Below are 18218 nucleotides of genomic sequence, written 5' to 3' on the forward strand. Positions count from 1 at the left end.
ACACCATTAGGAAGCGGCGACCAGTCGGCCGGCCCGGGCCGCGGTCTTCCGCAGCCAGATGTGCGCGGGGTCGCGATCGTGCAGGGGGTGCCACCACAGGGATTCCACCAGCCGCCCCATTTCGAAGGGCTGCTCGACCACGACCGTGCCGCAGCCTGTGGGGAACAGGCGGGCAGCGCGTTCGGGGATCACGCCCACCAGGTCGGTGCCGGCGATCAGGTACGGGATGGTGAGGAAGTTCTCGACGGTGATCTCGACGCGCGGTTCGAAGCCCTCTGCATGCAGTCGGCGCAGGGGCGAGAAGCCCATCGTCGGGAAGTGATAGGGCAGCACCCACGGGCGTACGGCGAGTTCCTCGCAGGTCGGCGGCTCCGGCATGGCGGTGTCGGACGCCACGACGCACACCCAGCGGTCCTCGTACAGGTCGATGGCCGGAAGATTCGCCACCAGCCCCTGCGGCAGCAATATGCCGTCGACGGTGCGTAGATGATCATGGGCATGGCCGACGATGTACGGGGTGATGTGCTGGAACCGCAGCCGCAACCCTGGTGCCGCGTCTCGTACCAGAGCCGCCAAGGCCCGGCCGAAGGTGGCCAGATGCATGTCGCTCACCGCCAGGGTGAACTCGCGTCCCGCTAGTGCGGGGTCGAAGGCGGGGCCGATCTGGAAGACCCGGTCCGCCGAGCCGAGCGCCTGCGCGGTCTGCTCAGCCAGGCGTACAGCCAGCGGCGTGAGCTCGTAGACGTTGCCCACGCGGGTGAGCAGTTCGTCGCCGAAGTGGCGGCGCAACCGGGCCAGCGAGGCGCTCACGGTGGGCTGGCTCAGACCGAGCTGGTGTGCCGCCCGCGTCACACTGCGTTCCTGCAACAGTGCGTTCAACGGGACCAGCAGGTTGAGATCCAGACCCATGACGCCAGGCCTCCGCGAGAGTATCGCTGTTGTCCGACTCAGCATAAGTGATCTCGGATTCCCGAAAGTCCTGGTGAGCGGCGGAAGATGGGCTTGCGAGCACGCCGCGAAGATACGGCGAGTCGCCGCCACGGTCCTGCCCCCCGCACTGCCCGCACTGCCCGCACTGCGGCAGCTGACCGGAGGTCTGAGCCGTGCGGCGTCAACGCGCCCTCTCTCACTGGGTTCTTACTCCAGCGGGGCAGCTGTCACGGACGCTGCCTGCCCGTCGCACAGGCATCGCGGCTGCCAGATGTGCTGGTCAGGAGACGCCACTTGGACGCAAGGTCGTTTTACTGCACTCTAAGGTCACCTTAGGGAACCGCGGGTTGCGCTCCGCTGCTCGACGCAGGCCGTCCGCGTCTGACGTCGGGCTCCGGCAGCGCCGCCTGCCCTCCTCCCCTCGCACGATGCGGTGACCCGCCGCCGCGCAGCGATCCGGTCCTGAGGCCGGTTGGCGCGATCCGCCGAATACTCCCTGTCCTCCGCGGCCGGCCGCGGAGGACAGGGAGTATTCGGCCTGTTGCCCGAACGGCTCGGAGTCTGTCGCGGGGCACGTCGGACGGCAGCGGCCGGGCTGTTCCGCCCAGTTGCCGGGGCAGAGATCGCCCACAGTGATTCGATGGAGTCCGATGCCGAACCCGTCCACTCCGCCCGCCCGGCCCGACAAGCACGATCCGGCCACGCTCGCCTTCCAGTCCCAGGCGGTGCACTCCGGGAACCAGGCCCACGCCACCACGGGCGCGATCCGTACACCGATCATCATGGCGAACTCCTACGGCCTGCCAAAGGACCCGTTCACGCTCGACCAGGACAATCCCGATCTGCTCGTCTACACCCGCGAGTCCGGCGCGAATCAGCTCGGGCTCCAGGCCAAGCTCGCCATCATGGAGGGTGGCGAGGACGCGGTCGTGCTGGGTAGCGGCATGGCGGCTTTGTACGCCGCGTTCTTCACGCATCTGCGCGCCGGGGACCATGTCATCGTCTCCGATGTCACCTACAGCGCGGTATGGCGGCTGTTCGCCGAACTACTGCCGGTCAAGTCCGGTATCGAGGCGACGTTCGTCGACGTCACCGACCTCGATGCCGTACGCGCTGCGATGCGCCCCACCACCCGGATCATCCATACCGAGGTCATCGCCAACCCGACCGCCAAGACTGCCGACATCCAGGCCCTGGCCGACATCGCCCATGCGGCCGACGCGCTGCTGACCGTGGACTCCACCTGCACACCCCCGCCGCTGTTCCGTCCACTGGAGCACGGCGCCGACCTGGTGATGCATTCCCTGACCAAGTACATCAACGGGCACGGCAACGCGATGGGCGGAGCCGTCATCGGGCCGCGGGAGCTGATCGTCCCGATCAAGGCCGAAGCCACGATCAACGTGGGCGCTGCCATCTCCCCGTTCAACGCCTGGCTGATCTCCCGTGGTTGCACCACGCTGCCGCTTCGCCTGCGCCAGCACTTCGCCGGCGCCCAGCGCGTGGCTGAGTTCCTCGACGGCGATCCCCGCGTGCTACACGTCGCCTACCCAGGGCTTCCGGCACACCCGCAGCACGAGCTGGCCAGGCGCCAGTTCGGCGGGCAGGGATTCGGCGCGCTGATCGCGTTCGCTCTCGATGCCGAGCACGACACCCGCAATGCCTTCGTCAACAGCCTGCGGCTGATCACCTCCGCCGTGTCGCTCGGCCACGACGAGACCCTCATCGTCTACGAGGACGCCCCGCCGCTCGCGCGGCCATGTTCCTCGAGGTGTTTCGCGCCCACGGCCTGCTGCGTCTGGCGGTGGGCTGGAAGACCCCGATGACCTCATCGCGGACCTCACCGCAGCTCTGCACACGGCGCTGCCCACGCCCTGACACAGGGTCGGGCCGGGACGCCGAGAAGTACCTACAGCCGTTTCCATGACCGGCAATCACGACCCCCGACGCCGCAGAGCGCAGCACTCGGCCGGTACTGGTACAGGATGCAAGGGCACGTCATCGGCGGCACCTTCGCCCTGGGCACGCATGACATACCGGAGGAGTTGACGTCGAACGCGGTCTGCGAGGCGCTGGCGGCAGCCCGCGAGCCGACGGGTGTGGCGGATCTCCGCCGTCTGCACCGGGGCCTTCGCGTCGGCCGCCCTCGGGATGCTGGACGGACGCCGGGCGACGAGCCACTCGACACGCTGTACGCGGTTCACCCTGGAGTACCCCCACGTCATGGTGGATTCGGACGCCCTCTTCATCGAAGACTGCCCCTCCGTCACCGGCGCCGAGCTCAGCGCGAGCACCGACCTGGTCCTGGCCATGATCGAGAACGACTACGGCGCCGACGTTGCCCGCCAGGTTGCCCGGTGGATGGTCGTCCTCCTGCAACCTCCGGGCGGGCAGGCCGAGTTCGGGGGTCCGAGGCCGGGGCGCCCACCACGCGCCGCCTGCGCCAGGTTCCTGGACGCGGTCGTCCTCGAACCCGCCGTGATGTTCCGCGACGAGTTGGGCATGGCGCCGGCCCACTACGCGGAGCACACCCGGCTGGAGGCGGCCAAGTTTCTCCTGGTGACCGACGCAGCAGCCGATGGCGCGGTGGGAGCGGACCTGGCCGGCCCGCCCCCACCTTGCGGGGTAGGGGGGTGTTACCCCGCGTCCGTGGCCGACGTGACGGCCGGGGCAAGGTTCGGCCCGGGCGTGTCGGCGCTGTCCTTGCTCTTCCGCTCGCTGGCCTTGTGCTCGCGGTCGGCGCGCTTGAGGTCGCGCTTGCCCTTGGCTTCCTGCTTCCTGATCTCGTCGACCGCCTTCTCCATCGCCTTCAGTTCAGCCCGCACGTCGTCGGCGGGGCGGCGTTCGAGGGCCGCACCGTAGCGTATGGCCAGCAGGTCCATCGCCTCCGTGTCGGCCTCCTCGATGCCGGCCAGGATGACGGTGCCGCCCGGCGGGACATGCGGCGTGAAGGCACCGACGGCCTCGGCCGCTTCGGTGGCCCGCTTGTAGTCGTGTCCTCCGCCGATCAGCGCACCGATGCCCCAGCCCATCAACAGCCCGAGGGGGCCGCCAAGGATGCCCACCAGCGAACCGACCAGCGAACCGACCGCGGTGCCGCGTCCGGACTCCGTTTCCATGCCCTCGGGGAGGTGGACGGTGCCGTCGTCCATGCGCTCGATCAGGACGGCGCCACGGACCTCGGTGGTGGCGGAGTTGAGGTGCTTCAGCTCGCTGAGCGCCTGGTAGGCGGTGGCACGGTCGGCGAAACGGAGGACGATGGCGTTCTCATTCATGGTCACAGACATGAGTTCTCTCCTTGGAGCCTCAAGGGTGATGACGTGCGGGGCTCGCTGCCGCGAGCACCTCGCCATCTGTGAGACAGTATGTATCAGAGCGAGCTTGTGAGTCAAGCCGTCTCACAAGTTGCTCGGAAGGAGAGCGCCCCGATGCCCCGTACGCATAGCGACCCCCGCGCCCGCCGCAGCCGCACCAAGATCCTGGCCGCCGCCACCGAACTCCTCGCCGAAGGAGGACCGGGACGCATCACCCACGCCGCCGTCGCCGCACGGGCCAAAATGGGCCGCGCCACCGTCTACCGGCACTGGCCCGGCCTACAGTCCCTCCTTCTGGATACGCTGACCAGCGCCGCCCACCCCCGTTCACCCTGGGTCACGGCCTGTTCCGCGACGAACTGGTGACGCATATGCAGCAGCAAGCCGACTGGCTCAACCAGCCGGTCTCCGCTTCCGTAATCGCTACCGTCATGGAGCGCGCTGTGCGGGACCCGGACACGCGAAGCCTGCGCGACGACATCTTCGGCCGGGCCGGCGAGCATCTCACCGACGCGCTCGCCGCCGCCGTCGCACGTGGTGAACTACGCGCCGGCGTCGAAGACCACACCGAGGACCTGGCCTCCCGGATCCTCGGCCCCCTGCTCTTCCTGCGGCTCATGCTCGGCGCGCAGCCGGACAGGGAGACGGTGGCCCACACGGTGGACGCCGCCCTCGCGGCCTGGCAGCCGAACACGTGACAGCCACACTCAGTCCGATACCGAACGGTTCGCACAGCGGCCGACCGGCACATCGACCCCGCACGTGCCCGGCCTCACCCGCAGGGCCGGGCCATTGACGGCTGAAGCCGATGCTCCGGACCAGGGACATCGCCCCCCGCCGACGCCCTCAGTGCCCAGTGATCACCTTCACCATCACCACGCCCGAGCCGATCGCCACGTCCATCAGCCCCGCCACGCACGAAGGCAGTACCCCACCGCCCATCCGCAGCCCGCCCGCGAAGCCCCAGACCGCCATCGAGGCGACGTCCACGCCGACCGCGATCCACAGCGCGGTGGACAGATCGAAGTCGCCGCCCGCCGACAGGGCGATCATCAGAAGCGGGCCCGCGGCACAGCTGAGCAACGGGCTGCTGACGAACAGCAGGCGCCGTACCTCGCGGCGGTTGGCCAACCGTTGATGCACGACGCGGTGGGCCTGCATGTCGGCCACCAACGTCGCCAGCCACAAGCCCACCGCGGTGCCCGTGACGTACAGCGCTGCCGTGCTGTGCCCGGTATGCACGTTCTGCGCCAGTCCGACCACCACGGCGAGCATGGTGATCACCGCGTAGATCCGTTCCTTGAGCCGCTCGCGCCAGACTTCGAGCTCATGAGCAGAAGGTTCCGGGGAGCCGGTGGCCGACGGTTGCTCGGCGTCGAGATCGGACATGCCGGAACCGTATAGGAAGGATGTTGCCGCCGCGCGGGCGGTGCCCTGGCGGTGCGGCCAAGCGCACGAGACAGCCGGAATGGGCTCGGGGCGAGGCTGCTGAGCAGGATGGTCCGGTCCGACTGTTGCCGGAGGTGCTGCCGGTGGCTGCCAGCGCCGATTGCCCCGGTCTACACCGTTGCCCCGTTTCCAATCAACGGAAGGCGCTGTTCCTCCCTTCCCCAGGGCCACGCAGCGTTACGCATGCGTGGACCGGCCGGCCGCAGCCGAGCCACCGCACGGACAGGGAGGACGCCATGTCCAGCGAGGACACGACCGCCGGGAGGAGCCGACACCTCGTACCACCCCCGTTGGCTGCACGGATGGGCGTGAAACGCAGGCACGCGCTACCGGATCAGCAACCCTCGCCGTCGCGCTCGGAGAACCCGAATCCTGGCCGACGTTCGCGTGCCGGTGAGTTTCGGCGCGGTGAACCGGGCATGGGTCAGCGACCACTCCGACGAGCTCGATTTCGATCGAGGTGGCACCCCGTTGGAACACCGGTGGTCGCAGTCGACCGGCTCGACCACGAGCGGCTCCGGGGACCCGGCTCATCCCCGCCGGCAGTGTGCACGCCGAGGGCGCGCGGCCCGTCCAGGTCGACATCGAGGTCCTGGAGGACGTTCGTGCGGTCCCTCGAACAGGACGGCAAGTGCCGTCCGCGCTCGCCTACGCAGGCCCGCTCGGCCGGATCTGCGCCTCCCACCGGGCCCTCGACGCAGAAAAATCGATGACGCTGGAGCCGTACCTCTCCCACGAACGCGAGGACCTCGTCGAACCGGGGATCCCCGTACAGCTCGATCTCGGTCTGTGGCCGACCGGCATGCTCATCCACCCCGGAGAAATCCTCGTCCTCGAAATCGCAGGCCACTTCACGGGACCGCTGACACCCCCGCGGACGGGCCAGGCCGGCCCCGACACCAACGCACTGGCCACGCGGAACGCCGGCACCAACACCATCGGCACCGGCGGACGATTCGATTCCCCGCGCCTTGCTGCCCGTCGTGCCCTGACCCTCCAGTCCGGGCGGTGCCGACACCCAGAGCGTCCGCCCCCCACCAGGCTCCCCGCGGTCGCGAGCGGCCGGATGCCGCGGGGAGTGGACCGGGTCGCAAACATGGTCGACGGTGGACGTGCAGAGGCTGGCCAATGCGATGGTCACGCTCGCGGCGAACGGCCAGTGGACCGGCGGCTCGTGCGGGAGCCACGAGCGCCGTCGCGCCTCCCCGGCCACGCGCATGTGCTGCGCGATGGCCCACGTCATGGCCGGCACGCTCACCGAGCCGCCCCTGCCTGGCGCGATCCACAGGTGGTGGACGCGTGACGCTCCAGCCCCTCCCCGAACGCTCGCCACCCGCGAGCACGAGGACCACGCGGGCGGCGCGGGTGCAGTCCAGCGGGGCGTGCGCCCGCTGCTGCGCCGGTTCTACCGGAGAATGGACCATACCGGGCCACGGATCGAGCGCGTCGCCAGACCATGCCGCGCTCTTCGGACCCGCAGATCAGATCCTTCGGGATGATCCGTCCACCTCCGCGCGCAACCGAGGTGACGCTTCTGCATCACGTCCACGCGGACGAGTCACGACTCCTCGACCGCGTGGCGGAAGACGGACGCGCCCAGACCGCCCGTCAAGCAGAGACGTTGCTCGGCCCAGTCGAGGCAGGTACGCACGTGCGGCGGCGCTGAGTGTCAGGAGCGAGCCAGGGCGGGAGGCGACGCGGTGCTCAGCGCGCGGCGGTCGCCAGGCTCTCGATGTTGCGGACCATGTCGGCCGGGGAGGGAAGCGCGGCGATCTCGTCCCGCATGGCAAGGGCAGCCTTGCACAGGGCGTCGTCGTTCAGGAGGGTGTCGAGCAGGTCGCCGTCCACCCCCTGGGGCTCGGCGCGCAGGGCGAAGCCCTGGGCAACGGCAGCCGCGGCGTTGGTGAAGTGGTCGGCGTCACTCGGCAGGAACAGCTGCGGGATGCCGACGGTCGCCGCCGCCATCATGGTGCCCGCTCCGCCGTGGTGGACCACGGCGTCGCAGCCGGACAGCAGCTGGGCAAGCGGCACCCAGTCCGACAACGGCCTTACGTTGGGCGGCAGTTCGCCCAGCGGCGCGAGGTCTGCGCCGCCGAGGGCGAGCAGGAAGTCGGCGTCCACCGTGGCCGCCTGCTCGATGAGCCGGACGACGTACCGCGCACCTGCCGTCCGCGACAGAGCCGTGCCGAGCGTGACCACAACCGCCGCCGTTCGCCGCGCGCGACCAGGTCCGCCGGCAGCGGGCCGCCGCCGTTGAACGGCACGTACCTGACCCGCCGGCCCGTGCCGTCGCCGCCGAGCGAGGCGGGGACCACGTCGAGCACGGTGCGCTCAGGCGGCCCGGTCACCCCGCGGGCCCGGTACTCGCCGGCCAACTCGGCGGCCATCCCTTCGACGTAGGGCAGGCCCGCGGTCACCCCGAAGTTGTGGACCACCGTTGGGATGCCCATCACGGCCGCGACGAGTGGCGCCGTGCCTTGCATCGTGGCGTGCACGATCACGTCCGGCCACCACGTCTCGGCCAGCCGGAACAGATCGCCGAGGGCGGACCGGCTGTGCTCGGCAAAGCCGATCACGGCAAGGCGGTTGATCTCCTCCTGCGTGAGCTCCTTCGGCCCGTTCTTGCTGAAGCGAGCGAAGATCTCGGCCGTGGTGGTTCCGTCGCCCACCTCGACCAGGGGAAACCCGGTCGGCCTCAACACGGTGACCGGGGCCTGCCCGGCGAACAGGATGTCATGACCGGCCGACCGCAGCGCCTGAGCGGTCGGGACCATGGGAAAGACGTGCGCGGCCGAGCCCGGGGCACTGAACAGGATTCGCCGGATGTTCGCGGAGGACATCGGCCTGGCCTACACGACGGTGCGGGACTACCGGTGGGTGTCCTCGCGCTGGCCGAAGCAGCGCCGGCGCCCGGACGTGTCGCACACCATCCACAAGATCCTGGCCGCGATCGGTGACGAGGCGGAGCGGTTCGAGGCGGTCAACAACCCCCCGCCCCACCCGCGCTACGGGACGCCGCGGTGGACCCATGACAGTGCGAAACGGGTGGTGGGCTGGAAGGTCGACTCCCCGCAGGACGTCCAGGAGAAGGTCGAGGCGATCCACGACCTGGCCTCGTACGACGCGGTCGCGGCGGTGGTGACCACGGACTTCCTGCGCCGTCCCGCGGTCGCGTCGAAGGCGATGGCCGACGACACGGCCCGGCATGCCGTGAACGAGGCGCAGTTCGACCGGTTCCGCCAGCAGGCCCAGTACGTCCACCAGGAGGCCGCCCCGCAGCTGGCGCGGATGGAGCACGGCACGCAGTTCATGGACCTGGTCGCGGCCTGCGCCCAGTTCGTCGCCACGGCCGGCCGGATCGTGCACCTGAAGGGCGCCTCCTACGACGCCGCCGAACGCGACACCATCGAGCGCGGCCTGTCGCGGGTGCGCGCCGCGGCGGACTGGATCGAAAACGCCGTCACCCGCGGCGAGGTCGACCTGGACGAGCAGCTGATGAGGCTGCTGAAAGGGTCGGGCGAGTAGGCGATGGGGCGGGGCGTCCCCGCTCACGTCCATGCCGAAGCCGTCCTCAAGGCTCTCCAGGAGGCCCGCCCGTCGGGGCTGGACATCACCCGGCTGATGGCGGCCACCGAGCCGAGCGCACCCGCTCCCAGGCATACACCGGGATCGCCAGCCTCCGGAAGATCGCGGCTGCCCGCGGTCTGCCGCCGGTGACCTGGGACAAGACGTGGGGCTACCGGATGCTCGACGACGCGCCGGAAGTGTGGATCGGCTACGAGCGGGCGTTCTTCGAGATCCTCCGCCACCGCGTCGCCAACTTCATCGAGGGCATCCTGCTCTCCCACGAGAAGAAGGAGCCCGACGACCCCTACATCCGCACCGTGATCACGCAGATGAGGGCGGTCGAGTCCACCTTCGAACTCCTGGCCCACCTGGAATGACCACCACGGAAAGGCAACGGGCCGCGACCGCCGGGCAGTTGGCTCCCCTCCCCGCGGTCGCGGCCCGGCCTCGCCATGCTGCCTCGCTACCACTACCCCTCGGACACGTCCGACCTGGAATGGGCCCAGCTCGAAGGACTGCTGCCGATCCCCGCCTGCCAGACCGCCAAGGGCGGAGCGCCCGAGAAATGGCCCCGCCGACGGGTGATCGACGCCATCCGCTACATCACCGACAACGGCGCGAAGCGGCGCGCGCTTCCCGCTGACTTCGGCATCCCCTGGCGCACGGTGTTCGGATACTTCGCCCGCTGGGCGAAGGCGGGCGTGCTCACGAAGATCCTCGACCAGCTGCGGCGCCGCATCCGCCTCAACAGCGACCGCTGCCCCTGGCCGGTCCGCGTGATCATCGACGCGCAGTCCGTCAAGGGAGCCGGGACCGTCTCCCGCGCCACTCGCGGATACGACAAACGCAAAGACATCAACGGCCGCAAGCGCCACCTCATCGTTGACCAGGACGGTCTCTTCGTCGACCTGCTCGTCACCCCCGCAGACGTCCAGGAACGGGCCGCCGCCCGCATCCTGCTCACCCGGCTGCACGCCGCCCACCCCGAGATCGTGCTGGTCTGGGCCGACAACGCCTACGGCGGAGCGGAGTTCACCGCCTGGGCGCAGAACACCCTCGGCATCACCATCAAGGTCGTGCCCCGCCCCGACGACGCGAAGGGCTTCATCCTGTTGCCGAAGCTTCTGTGGAATCTGATTTGTCAAGTAGCTCAGCATTTGCCCTGGTTGACGGCACCGATCGGTAGGAGCGTCGCCGTCGCCGGAACGGCGATCTCGCAGGGTGTCGATCCGGTCGGCGTGGGAACGTCGACCAGCCGTTCCAGCAGCTGGTCGAGTGCGGCCTGGCCGTCGTCGACGGCGGCACGTTCTTCGTCGCTGAGCGGGACGTTCGCCAGCATGCGCTGGAGGTTGTCCTTGGCCTCCAGAAGCTGCCCCTTGCTGGAGTCCTTCGGCGTGTAGAAGTCGCAGCGAGCGCAGGCCATGCGGTGCGGGCACTGTTCGAAGAACGTGTAGGTGCAGAACCCGTGGCCGAGGTCGTAGTACTGCCACGGCTCGCCCGACGCGGCAGCCCCGGAGGTGACCGCGTCCCGGTCGACCAGGACCTCGATGGTGCGAACGTTGCGCTCGAAGTACCCTGCGTCGTTGTAGGCCCTGGCCAGCGTGTTCGGGGTGATCTTGGCGTAGGGCTGAGTCGACTCTGGGCTCCGGTGACCGAGCCAGGCTTGCAGCTCGAAGAGCGTCATCGGTTCCTTTGCGTTGTAGAGCTGGCTGGCGATCGTGGAGCGGGCCCGGTGGCTGGTGATATTGCCCCGGACATCGGCGGTCGGGACGCCGGCCTTCTGGCAGAGCGACGGGATGATCGTCCCGTTGACGTAGGTCTTGGCGACCCGGCGGGCCCTCATCGCGAAGAGGAGATCGACGTGTTCGCCGGTCTTGCGGTCCAGCATCTTCGGCTGCTGCGGCCGCAGTTCCTGCCATGCCTCGATCGCCTTGCCCAGCAGAGGATCGACGGGCTTGGTGAACGAGGTGCCGGTCTTGTGAGTGGAAACGTCCAGCAGGCAGACGGCGTCTCGCGCCAGTACCTCGTCGGAGTCACCGGGGATCGGGAACCCCTCGTGCTGCCAGCGGACACAGCCCACGCGAAGTCGCGCGATCTCGTCACTGCGCAGGCCACTGAACAGCCAGGTCAGGGACAGAACCCGGAGGAGCTCAAACGGATAGCGCAGGCTGTTCAGTCTGGTCGGCAGATCATCGGGGCCGATGTTGAGCCCGGCCCACAGCAGTTTGGCCCAGATGTCGTCGGCTATTACCCGCGGGTCGGGGCCGAGCATCGCCGCGATGGTTCGGGGCGTCGACAGCGCGCGTACGGGGTCGAACCGCCGGGGTATCCACTCCCATTCCTGCAGGTCGCGGAAGAAAGCGCGGGTCGCGGTGAGGTAGCCCGACTTGCTGTGCGGTGTGATCTGCTGACCTGCCCGCTTCTCGTGACTGGCGACTCGTTGGACGTAGTCCCCGACTCGGAGCTTGTCCACCGCGGCAACCCAGGCCGCGCAGGTCTGGCGGGTCCACTGAGCCGGCTCCGTGATCTCGGGATGTTCGTCGGCCAGCCACCGTCCGATCTTCGACAGCAGGGAGCGGTGGTTGTCTCGGACCTTGCGCGACAACGTGCTGGTGGAGTGCCAGCGTTCGATCCGTTCGGCCCACGACTGAGCGGTCCCCTCGACCGCGGGCATCCGCCCGCGATACGGAGTCGGCGGCAGGGAGCAGTGCCCGAGCGTGGCCACGGCGCGCTGGATCCCGTAGAGGGCGCCGATGTATCGATCCGGCAGGTCGGGGTGCTGACGGATCCGGTCGAACGCCGCGGTTGTCAGGTCTTCGAGCATCGGGCTGCGGTTGAGCAGGAGCGTCCGACACAGGACCGGGGAGATCCGCGGGTCGATGCCGGCCTCGACCTCATAACCCCAGCCACGAAGCACCTGCGCAACCTGCTGTTGCGCTTCGTCGACCGGACGCTTGCCGAACACTCGCCAGGCCAGCGGCAGCCGTCGGAAGCTGCCCAGGTGGTCGAACTCGGTGAAGCCACCGCGCAGGTAGGCGTATGCGGTCAGATACGGGCGCGCGGTTCCCTCGGCCCATCCTGGGGCGTTCGCGGTGAACTGCCTGGCGCTGGCGCCGATCAGAGCGAGCCAGTCCTCGGCTGACCAGGCCCAGACCGTCCGGCGGTGTGCAGCACAACGCAGGAGAATCAGAGCAATAGCGTCGTCGACGCGGCGGCGGTAGCTTCCGTCATCCGGGCACCACAGCGATGCGCGCACGTCGTCGAGCGGGCGAAGCAGCCGCCGAACGGTCTTCCACTGAGGGGCCTGCGGATCGTGGCCGCCGGGGTAGCGGCGCAGGTCCGTTCCCAGGGACACAAGCGCCTCCCGTTCGTCGCCGGTGAGTTCGGGGCGCCGGTCGTAGCGGTCCGGCTCAACCGGCCACGGCCAGGACAGCGAGGTGTCCGTCGTGGAGGCGGAGGTGGCGGTCAGCGCGATCACTGCCAGACCGCCTCCTTCGAGGGCTCGCCCAGGCGGGCCAGCATCTGCACCCGCCAGCCGTGGATCCGCTCCATGCCACGGTTGAGCTTGTCGGCCAGGTCCCGGCCCGAGAGGTGGATGTAGGTGAGCGTGGAGTCGGTGTGGCGGTGGCCGGCGAAAGTGGCGATGGCGTGCAGTTCCCAGCCCATCCGGGCGAGGTCGGTCAAGCACAGGTGTCTCGTGGTGTGAGTGGAGAATCGCGGGACATCAGCGTCCAGCGCGATTCGGCGGATCACCTTCGACCAGGTCCACAGGCTCAGCGGCTGGGCGTGGTTGCGCCGGGTTCCGACAGGAACAGCGGTCCGCGTGCCCGGCTGATCGTCGCCCGGTGAGCGAGGTAGCCCGACAACAGGACGCCGGTCGGCGCGGAGTACGGGACAACACGCTCCAGCCGGTTCTTGGTCGTCTCAGCCCGCACCCGCAGGGTTCGGTGAGCCGGGTCGAGGTCGTCGGTACGCAGGGAGCACAGCTCTTCGCGGCGCAGTGCGGCGTCGTAGGCGAGGGCGAGCATCACGCGGTTGCGGATCGGCTCCTCGGCGGCGACCGCGAGGACATCCATCCACTGCTGTTCGGTGGGTATCCAGGGCCGCTTCGTCAGCCTCGGCACGAGGCCGCGCTCATGCCCGCCGCGTCGGCGGCCGGGCGTGTAGCGGCCACGGCCGACCGGGTTGGAGTCGCGCTGCCCGTCCTCCATGAGGAAGTCGTAGAACAGCCGGACCGGCACAAGGCGCTGCTGAATGGTGGCGTTGACCAGTCCCGAGCCCGAGTCGATCGAGACCACGTTCGCGCCCCACCGACTCGGCCGTGAGGTCAACTCCCGTACGTAGACAGCGATATGGGCCCGGTTCGCGGTCAGCGGATCGACGTTCTCCCGCTCGCACATCTCCAGGTACTCGGCCAGACCTCGGGCATAGGCATCGATGGTCCGGGGCGCCCGCCCCAGGTCGGTCCACACCCGCAACCACCCGGCCGCCTGCTCCTGCCGGCCGAGCACCGGCCACTTCTCCTCCAGCACCACCGTGCTCAACACATCTCCTCAGTCCGTGGTCGTACCGCAGAGAGATGATCTCCACTGCGGTCAGATTCCACGAAACTGATAGGTGGATCGTCGAGCGTCTTTTCGCCCACCTGATGCGCACCCGCCGCCTGGCCCGCGACTACGAACGCCGCACCACCAGCGCCGAGCGGTGGACCACCGCCTGCTCACCCTCGTCACGACCTGGCCGTGCCCGTAACACCATCGTCCAGCACCCGCCCCCGAGCACCCGCAACCAGTAGCTATACCCACCGAAAGCGGAATTCAGCACTGGGCCGCGCAACGCTCCCGCTCCTCACGCGCGTAGGCCGAACTCGGCGTGATCCCTGCTTTCCAGCTCCTCGCGGAGCCGGGCGAGCGCCCGGTGCAACGTGCTCTTTACCGTTCCGGCCGACATGCCGAGGGCGGCGGCCGTCTCCTCCGTGGACATCTGCTCCCAGTGTCGCAGGACGACGACGCTGCGTTGCCTCGGAGTGAGAACCTTCATGACGTCCATCAGCAGGGCGCGGTCCGCGTGCTGCTCGGTGGAGTCGTCGACCGAGGCGTCCGGAACCTGCTCGGTCGGCACCTCCTCCAGCTTCCGCGACCGCCACCACTCGGTCCGGGTGTTGATCATGACCCGGCGCAGATAGGCGTCCGCGAGCCACTTGTCCGCGATCCCGTCCCAGCGGCCGTACGTCCGAAGCAGCGCCGTCTGGAGCAAGTCCTGCGCGTCGACCAGGTCCGGTACCAGCCGCCGTGCGCTGCGCAGCAGCGCGTCCTGCCGGGTGCGGACGTACTCCTCGAACTCGAGCACCTCTCCCTGCGCCATGTCGACCGCCTCTTGATCCCCGTTTCCGCCGGCCGCTTCGCCGTCGGTCCGTTCCTCGTGGTCCCGGGTCCGCCCGGTACGGTACTGAGTCACCGAATCGTGTCCTCTCCATGCCGCGGGTCCTCGGCCGGACGGCCCGTGAGTTGGAGGAAGACATCGTCCAGGGTCGGCCGGCGCAGCTCGATGTCCTCCAGTTCGATGTGGCGGCGTCCATGTCGCGCATGAGGCGAGTGAGCAGGCCCCGTTCATGTGGCGCCATGGCCCATATCCGTCGTTCCGGCCACACGACGACAGGGATGGACGTTGAATAGCGGGAGAGAATGGCCGTGGCCTCAGTCACCAGTTCAGGGCTGCTCGGGACGATCTCGATGCGGTCGTCGCTGGTTCGGCTCTTGAGCTCCTCCACCGTGCCCTCGGCGACGAGGCGGCCCCGGTCGACCACGGCCACGCGGTCGGCCAGCCGGTCCGCCTCCTCCAGGTACTGGGTGGTGAGCAGCAGGGTCGTCCCCCCGTCGACCAGTTCCTTCACGATGTCCCAGGTGGCGGTACGGCTGCGCGGATCGAGTCCGGTCGTGGGTTCGTCCAGGAAGAGGATCTCGGGCCTGCTGACCAGACTGACGGCGAGGTCGAGCCGGCGTCTGGTCCCGCCCGAGTAGGTCCGGGCTGGTCGCCCGGCAACCTCCGTCAGATCGAAGATCTCCAGGAGTTGCTGGGCCCGGCCACGCGCCTGCCGCCGGCTCAGACGGCTCGTCCGGCCGAACCACTCGAGGTTCTCCGTGCCGGTCAGCAGGGGATCCACCGCCGCTTCCTGGCCGGAGACGCCGATGCGGCGACGCACCTGCCAGGGCTCACGGGCGACATCGAATCCCCCCACCCAAGCTATGCCGTCGTCGGGCTTCACCAACGTGGTCAGGATCTTGACGGCAGTGGTCTTGCCGGCCCCGTTCGGGCCCAGCAGTCCCAGCACGGTCCCGGCCGGCACACGCAGGTTCACGCCGTCCAGGGCGCGGACCGAGCCGTAGCTCTTGGTCAGCTCCTCCATGCGGATCCCACTGTCCATCCTGGCTCGCCCTCCTTGCTCGCTTCGCGACCGGGCTGCTCGGTTGCCTGACGTGGGATGCCGGGGTGCACTCCGGAAAGCGCATCGGTGACCGCCCGCGCCGGTGGCGGGTTGCCCGGCAGGTCGTCGCCGCGCCCGCCGGGAGCGGCGGCGGGGAGGATGCGTGAGCCCCAACTGGGCAGCGCGCCCATGGGATCCACGTAGGCGGGACTGTGGTGATCGGCGCGCCAGGCATAGCACGCCTGCACGGCCTGATAGCCGACCGCGAGGAGGGCATAGGAGACGGAAACGGTCAAAACGATGTTGGAGAGGATGCTGTTCACTGTCGCGGTCACCCAGCCCCGAGCATGTCGGCGGACAGGTCGACTACCGGCTGAACGGACGGCAGCGGAAGCGTCCCGAAGACGAATCCGCGGTCGCGCAGCGCCGGGATCAGGCGGCGGAGCGCCACGACCGTCTGCTCCCGCAGCCGGGTGCGGTCACCTGTCGGCAGTTCGTCCGGCGGGCACCCGTCATGCAGGAGGACGACCCCGTCCGGCCGGATATGGGTCAGAACCGTCTCGACGATGGCGTCCACTCCCGTGTGCGGAGGTATGCGTATGCGGGCTCCCGCTGGGCAACAGCGTCGCCGCGGGGGCCGATGCGACGCCATCGGTGGTTTTACCGATCCGCTTACGGATCCCCTGACCCGGCGGCTCCCCGGGCGCCAAGCCTCATCTCGTTACCGTCGTACACACCGACTCGCCCGCCGGGGGTCAGAAGGACGGACAGGGAGGCACAGGGGCGGGCGCTGGCGACAGGCGTCCGGCCTCGGCTTACCATCCGCGGACAGCACTGACTGCGTCCCGGCGCTGCGGAGTGCAGGAGGCGACAAACCACCCCGCGGCCTGTCATCGCGTGATGTCGCGATACGGCTCACCACGGCCGCTGCCGTGTCCGGGGCGGGAGTCGAACCGTCGGACATCACCGCGCAGGAGCACATGAAGTTCTGAGTGGGCGGTCATGCGGGTTGCGTCGGAGCCGCGGTGCCGATGGGTTGAGGTGTCGGTAGACCGTGCGGGCGGCGTCCCTCTTCACCGCATGACGTCCGAGCCTCAGATACAGGCTGGGGTTGAGGGGCCACGCGTTTCCCGGACATGCTTCTGACCGTCTATTTTACGCGGCGATTCGCAACTTCTCGTATTCGGCGTGGACTTCGCGGGGAGGGCGGTAACCCACCGCCGAGTGGAGGCGTTTGCGATTATACCAGAATTCGATGTAGCGAGTGATGTCCTGCCGGGCGGCCTCGCAGGTTAGGTAAGTCACCCTTGATACGCGCTCGTTCTTCAGGGCGCCAAAGAATGATTCGGCCATAGCGTTGTCGAAACAGATCCCGGTGCGGCCGGAAGATCTGCGGAGCCCGAACCGGTCGAGCGTCTTCCCGAACTCGGCTGACATGTAGTTGGCGAGTTCAACCGGTCGTTGCAACACCGGGTTGTTGTAGTGAGCGTAGCTGTTCCTCGAAGACCTCGGCCGGGGTCTTCCAGCCGAGGATCTTGCGGGGTCGGTTGTTGATAGCCAGGGCGACGGCTTCGAGATCCTCGGCGGACCACCGGGACAGGTCGGTGCCCTTCGGGAAGTACTGACGCAGTAGCCCGTTCGTATTCTCGTTTGTGGGTCGCTGCCAGGGCGAGTGCGGATCGGCGAAAAACACCTTCGTCCCGGTCTCGAGCGCGAACTGGGCATGCCCGGAGAGTTCCTTCCCGCGGTCCCAGGTCAGGGTCTTGCGGAGCTGCTCGGGTAGCTTCGTCATCGACTCAGTCAGGGCAGTGTTCATCGCGACGGCGCCGTAACCGCCCAACGGCGGGCCGTTCTTCACCGGCGGCACCTCGCCCCAGCCCTCCATCCTCCGGCCCGAGGGCTCGGCCAACGAGATCGGCGGCATGCCGCCGGCGTGACGAAACCACCTCGCACCCACCGGCCACGACACGCCGACCGCCAACGACGCCTCCACCGTCGTGACCCCCGTGGCGATCAGTCGCCAGAACTGGCGCTGCACGACCCGAGACGGATCAGGCCGCCCCGGCGAACGCATCGCCGGCCGCAACGCACGGTCAGCGCGCCACTGCCGACGCCGCCCCTCCGGAACATCGCTGGTCTTCAAACTCCAGTCCGCCGTGGCCACGCCGCACACCTCCGAGATCAGGGTGTTGCGACGACCGGTTGAATCCACCGTTACTTCCGCGGTCGGAATGAAATATCGCGCCGGCCGAGAGGGTCCTGTTGCGTGCCGCGTTGCGGATCGCCCTGGATATCAGTGGGGTTTGGTAGTGGTCGTCCATGGCATAACCGATGACTTCCTTCGTGCAACAGTCGATAACCGTTGCGAGGTACAGCCAGCCTTCTCCGGTCGCGATGTATGTGATGTCGCCGACGAGTTTTTCGCCGGGTACGTCAGCGGTTAACCTCGATTCGTCAGCGGGGTTCGGTGGCTGACTTGCTCGGCAGTTCGCCCGTAATGTCCTCGGGCCGTTCGAGGTGGGCCGTCGCGTGAC

General features: G+C 68.8%; 17 protein-coding genes and 6 pseudogenes. 8 read left to right on the forward strand and 15 right to left on the reverse strand.

Annotated features, from left to right (window positions below):
• Window positions 1-6 precede the first annotated feature (6 nt).
• Window positions 7-909: a LysR family transcriptional regulator gene (locus ACZ5SK_RS45470; protein ID WP_334573822.1), complete on the reverse strand. Its 903-nt coding sequence runs from the start codon at window positions 907-909 to the stop codon at window positions 7-9.
• A 671-nt stretch (window positions 910-1580) separates the two neighbouring features.
• Between ACZ5SK_RS45470 and ACZ5SK_RS45475 the strand changes: the two genes are divergently transcribed.
• Window positions 1581-2756 carry a trans-sulfuration enzyme family protein gene (locus ACZ5SK_RS45475; protein WP_334573824.1) on the forward strand — a complete coding sequence of 392 codons (1176 nt, stop codon included), beginning with the start codon at window positions 1581-1583 and terminating at the stop codon, window positions 2754-2756.
• Window positions 2757-3566: 810 nt separating this feature from the next.
• On the opposite strand, the gene ACZ5SK_RS45480 is transcribed toward ACZ5SK_RS45475, so the two are convergent.
• The gene (locus tag ACZ5SK_RS45480) at window positions 3567-4217 is read right to left on the reverse strand and encodes a DUF1269 domain-containing protein (protein WP_468577886.1); all 651 of its coding nucleotides are present in this window, start codon (window positions 4215-4217) and stop codon (window positions 3567-3569) included.
• A 141-nt stretch (window positions 4218-4358) separates the two neighbouring features.
• Between ACZ5SK_RS45480 and ACZ5SK_RS45485 the strand changes: the two genes are divergently transcribed.
• Together ACZ5SK_RS45485 and ACZ5SK_RS45490 are read left to right on the forward strand one after the other, a co-directional pair.
• Window positions 4359-4610 carry a TetR/AcrR family transcriptional regulator gene (locus ACZ5SK_RS45485; protein ID WP_334573827.1) on the forward strand — a complete coding sequence of 84 codons (252 nt, stop codon included), beginning with the start codon at window positions 4359-4361 and terminating at the stop codon, window positions 4608-4610.
• A 5-nt stretch (window positions 4611-4615) separates the two neighbouring features.
• On the forward strand, window positions 4616-4942 hold the full coding sequence (locus ACZ5SK_RS45490; RefSeq protein ID WP_334573829.1) for a TetR-like C-terminal domain-containing protein: 327 nt from the start codon (window positions 4616-4618) through the stop codon (window positions 4940-4942).
• A gap of 148 nt (window positions 4943-5090) precedes the next feature.
• Here ACZ5SK_RS45490 and ACZ5SK_RS45495 read toward each other — a convergent pair whose 3' ends face one another.
• Window positions 5091-5633, reverse strand: coding sequence for a hypothetical protein (locus ACZ5SK_RS45495; RefSeq protein WP_334573831.1), 543 nt, complete (start codon window positions 5631-5633; stop codon window positions 5091-5093).
• A 691-nt stretch (window positions 5634-6324) separates the two neighbouring features.
• Here ACZ5SK_RS45495 and ACZ5SK_RS45500 point away from each other — a divergent pair.
• Window positions 6325-6996 (forward strand): CocE/NonD family hydrolase C-terminal non-catalytic domain-containing protein, encoded by a 672-nt coding sequence (locus tag ACZ5SK_RS45500; RefSeq protein ID WP_334573833.1) that lies wholly within the window; start codon window positions 6325-6327, stop codon window positions 6994-6996.
• A 401-nt stretch (window positions 6997-7397) separates the two neighbouring features.
• Here the strand turns inward: ACZ5SK_RS45500 and ACZ5SK_RS45505 are convergent, their stop codons facing one another.
• A complete protein-coding gene (locus ACZ5SK_RS45505; RefSeq protein WP_334573835.1) occupies window positions 7398-7814 on the reverse strand; it encodes a glycosyltransferase in 417 nt (138 codons plus the stop codon).
• The gene (locus ACZ5SK_RS45510; protein WP_334573837.1) at window positions 7742-8467 is read right to left on the reverse strand and encodes a glycosyltransferase family protein; all 726 of its coding nucleotides are present in this window, start codon (window positions 8465-8467) and stop codon (window positions 7742-7744) included. The genes ACZ5SK_RS45505 and ACZ5SK_RS45510 overlap by 73 nt, the downstream gene beginning before the upstream one ends.
• A 49-nt stretch (window positions 8468-8516) precedes the next feature.
• On the opposite strand from ACZ5SK_RS45510, the gene ACZ5SK_RS45515 reads away from it, so the two are divergent.
• The 3 genes and pseudogenes from ACZ5SK_RS45515 to ACZ5SK_RS45525 form a co-directional block, all read left to right on the forward strand.
• Complete coding sequence (locus ACZ5SK_RS45515) at window positions 8517-9218, forward strand: DUF6192 family protein (protein WP_468577890.1); 702 nt, start codon at window positions 8517-8519, stop codon at window positions 9216-9218.
• A 188-nt stretch (window positions 9219-9406) separates the two neighbouring features.
• Window positions 9407-9637 (forward strand): hypothetical protein, encoded by a 231-nt coding sequence (locus ACZ5SK_RS45520; protein WP_334573840.1) that lies wholly within the window; start codon window positions 9407-9409, stop codon window positions 9635-9637.
• A gap of 75 nt (window positions 9638-9712) precedes the next feature.
• A pseudogene (locus tag ACZ5SK_RS45525) lies at window positions 9713-10345 on the forward strand (IS5 family transposase); the annotation flags it as partial.
• Window positions 10346-10410: 65 nt separating this feature from the next.
• On the opposite strand, the gene ACZ5SK_RS45530 reads toward ACZ5SK_RS45525, so the two are convergent.
• The 3 genes from ACZ5SK_RS45530 to ACZ5SK_RS45540 are packed head-to-tail and all read right to left on the reverse strand — an operon-like array spanning window position 10411 to window position 13795.
• Window positions 10411-12738, reverse strand: coding sequence for a tyrosine-type recombinase/integrase (locus ACZ5SK_RS45530; RefSeq protein ID WP_334573842.1), 2328 nt, complete (start codon window positions 12736-12738; stop codon window positions 10411-10413).
• Window positions 12735-13013 (reverse strand): tyrosine-type recombinase/integrase, encoded by a 279-nt coding sequence (locus tag ACZ5SK_RS45535; RefSeq protein WP_334573844.1) that lies wholly within the window; start codon window positions 13011-13013, stop codon window positions 12735-12737. Before ACZ5SK_RS45535 ends, ACZ5SK_RS45530 begins: the two co-directional genes overlap by 4 nt.
• 20 nt (window positions 13014-13033) lie before the next feature.
• Window positions 13034-13795, reverse strand: a complete 762-nt coding sequence (locus ACZ5SK_RS45540; RefSeq protein WP_334581031.1) for a tyrosine-type recombinase/integrase — start codon at window positions 13793-13795, stop codon at window positions 13034-13036.
• Between the two features lie 80 nt (window positions 13796-13875).
• Between ACZ5SK_RS45540 and ACZ5SK_RS45545 the strand changes: the two are divergent.
• Window positions 13876-14055: pseudogene (locus tag ACZ5SK_RS45545) on the forward strand (hypothetical protein); the annotation flags it as partial.
• A 22-nt stretch (window positions 14056-14077) separates the two neighbouring features.
• On the opposite strand, the pseudogene ACZ5SK_RS45550 reads toward ACZ5SK_RS45545, so the two are convergent.
• The 7 genes and pseudogenes from ACZ5SK_RS45550 to ACZ5SK_RS45580 form a co-directional block, all read right to left on the reverse strand.
• Window positions 14078-14624 (reverse strand): annotated as a pseudogene (locus ACZ5SK_RS45550) (SigE family RNA polymerase sigma factor).
• A gap of 89 nt (window positions 14625-14713) precedes the next feature.
• A pseudogene (locus ACZ5SK_RS45555) lies at window positions 14714-15684 on the reverse strand (ATP-binding cassette domain-containing protein).
• Window positions 15654-16019 (reverse strand): hypothetical protein, encoded by a 366-nt coding sequence (locus ACZ5SK_RS45560; RefSeq protein ID WP_468577891.1) that lies wholly within the window; start codon window positions 16017-16019, stop codon window positions 15654-15656. Before ACZ5SK_RS45560 ends, ACZ5SK_RS45555 begins: the two are co-directional and overlap by 31 nt.
• The gene (locus tag ACZ5SK_RS45565) at window positions 16016-16261 is read right to left on the reverse strand and encodes a hypothetical protein (protein ID WP_457495995.1); all 246 of its coding nucleotides are present in this window, start codon (window positions 16259-16261) and stop codon (window positions 16016-16018) included. Before ACZ5SK_RS45565 ends, ACZ5SK_RS45560 begins: the two co-directional genes overlap by 4 nt.
• 578 nt (window positions 16262-16839) lie before the next feature.
• A complete protein-coding gene (locus ACZ5SK_RS45570; RefSeq protein WP_468577893.1) occupies window positions 16840-17154 on the reverse strand; it encodes an integrase core domain-containing protein in 315 nt (104 codons plus the stop codon).
• A pseudogene (locus ACZ5SK_RS45575) lies at window positions 17135-17572 on the reverse strand (IS30 family transposase); the annotation flags it as partial. The gene ACZ5SK_RS45570 and the pseudogene ACZ5SK_RS45575, both read right to left, overlap by 20 nt.
• Before the next feature lie 205 nt (window positions 17573-17777).
• Window positions 17778-18113, reverse strand: a pseudogene (locus ACZ5SK_RS45580) (DDE-type integrase/transposase/recombinase); the annotation flags it as partial.
• Window positions 18114-18218: the final 105 nt, after the last annotated feature.

This window comes from Streptomyces sp. NPDC031474, assembly GCF_055581185.1.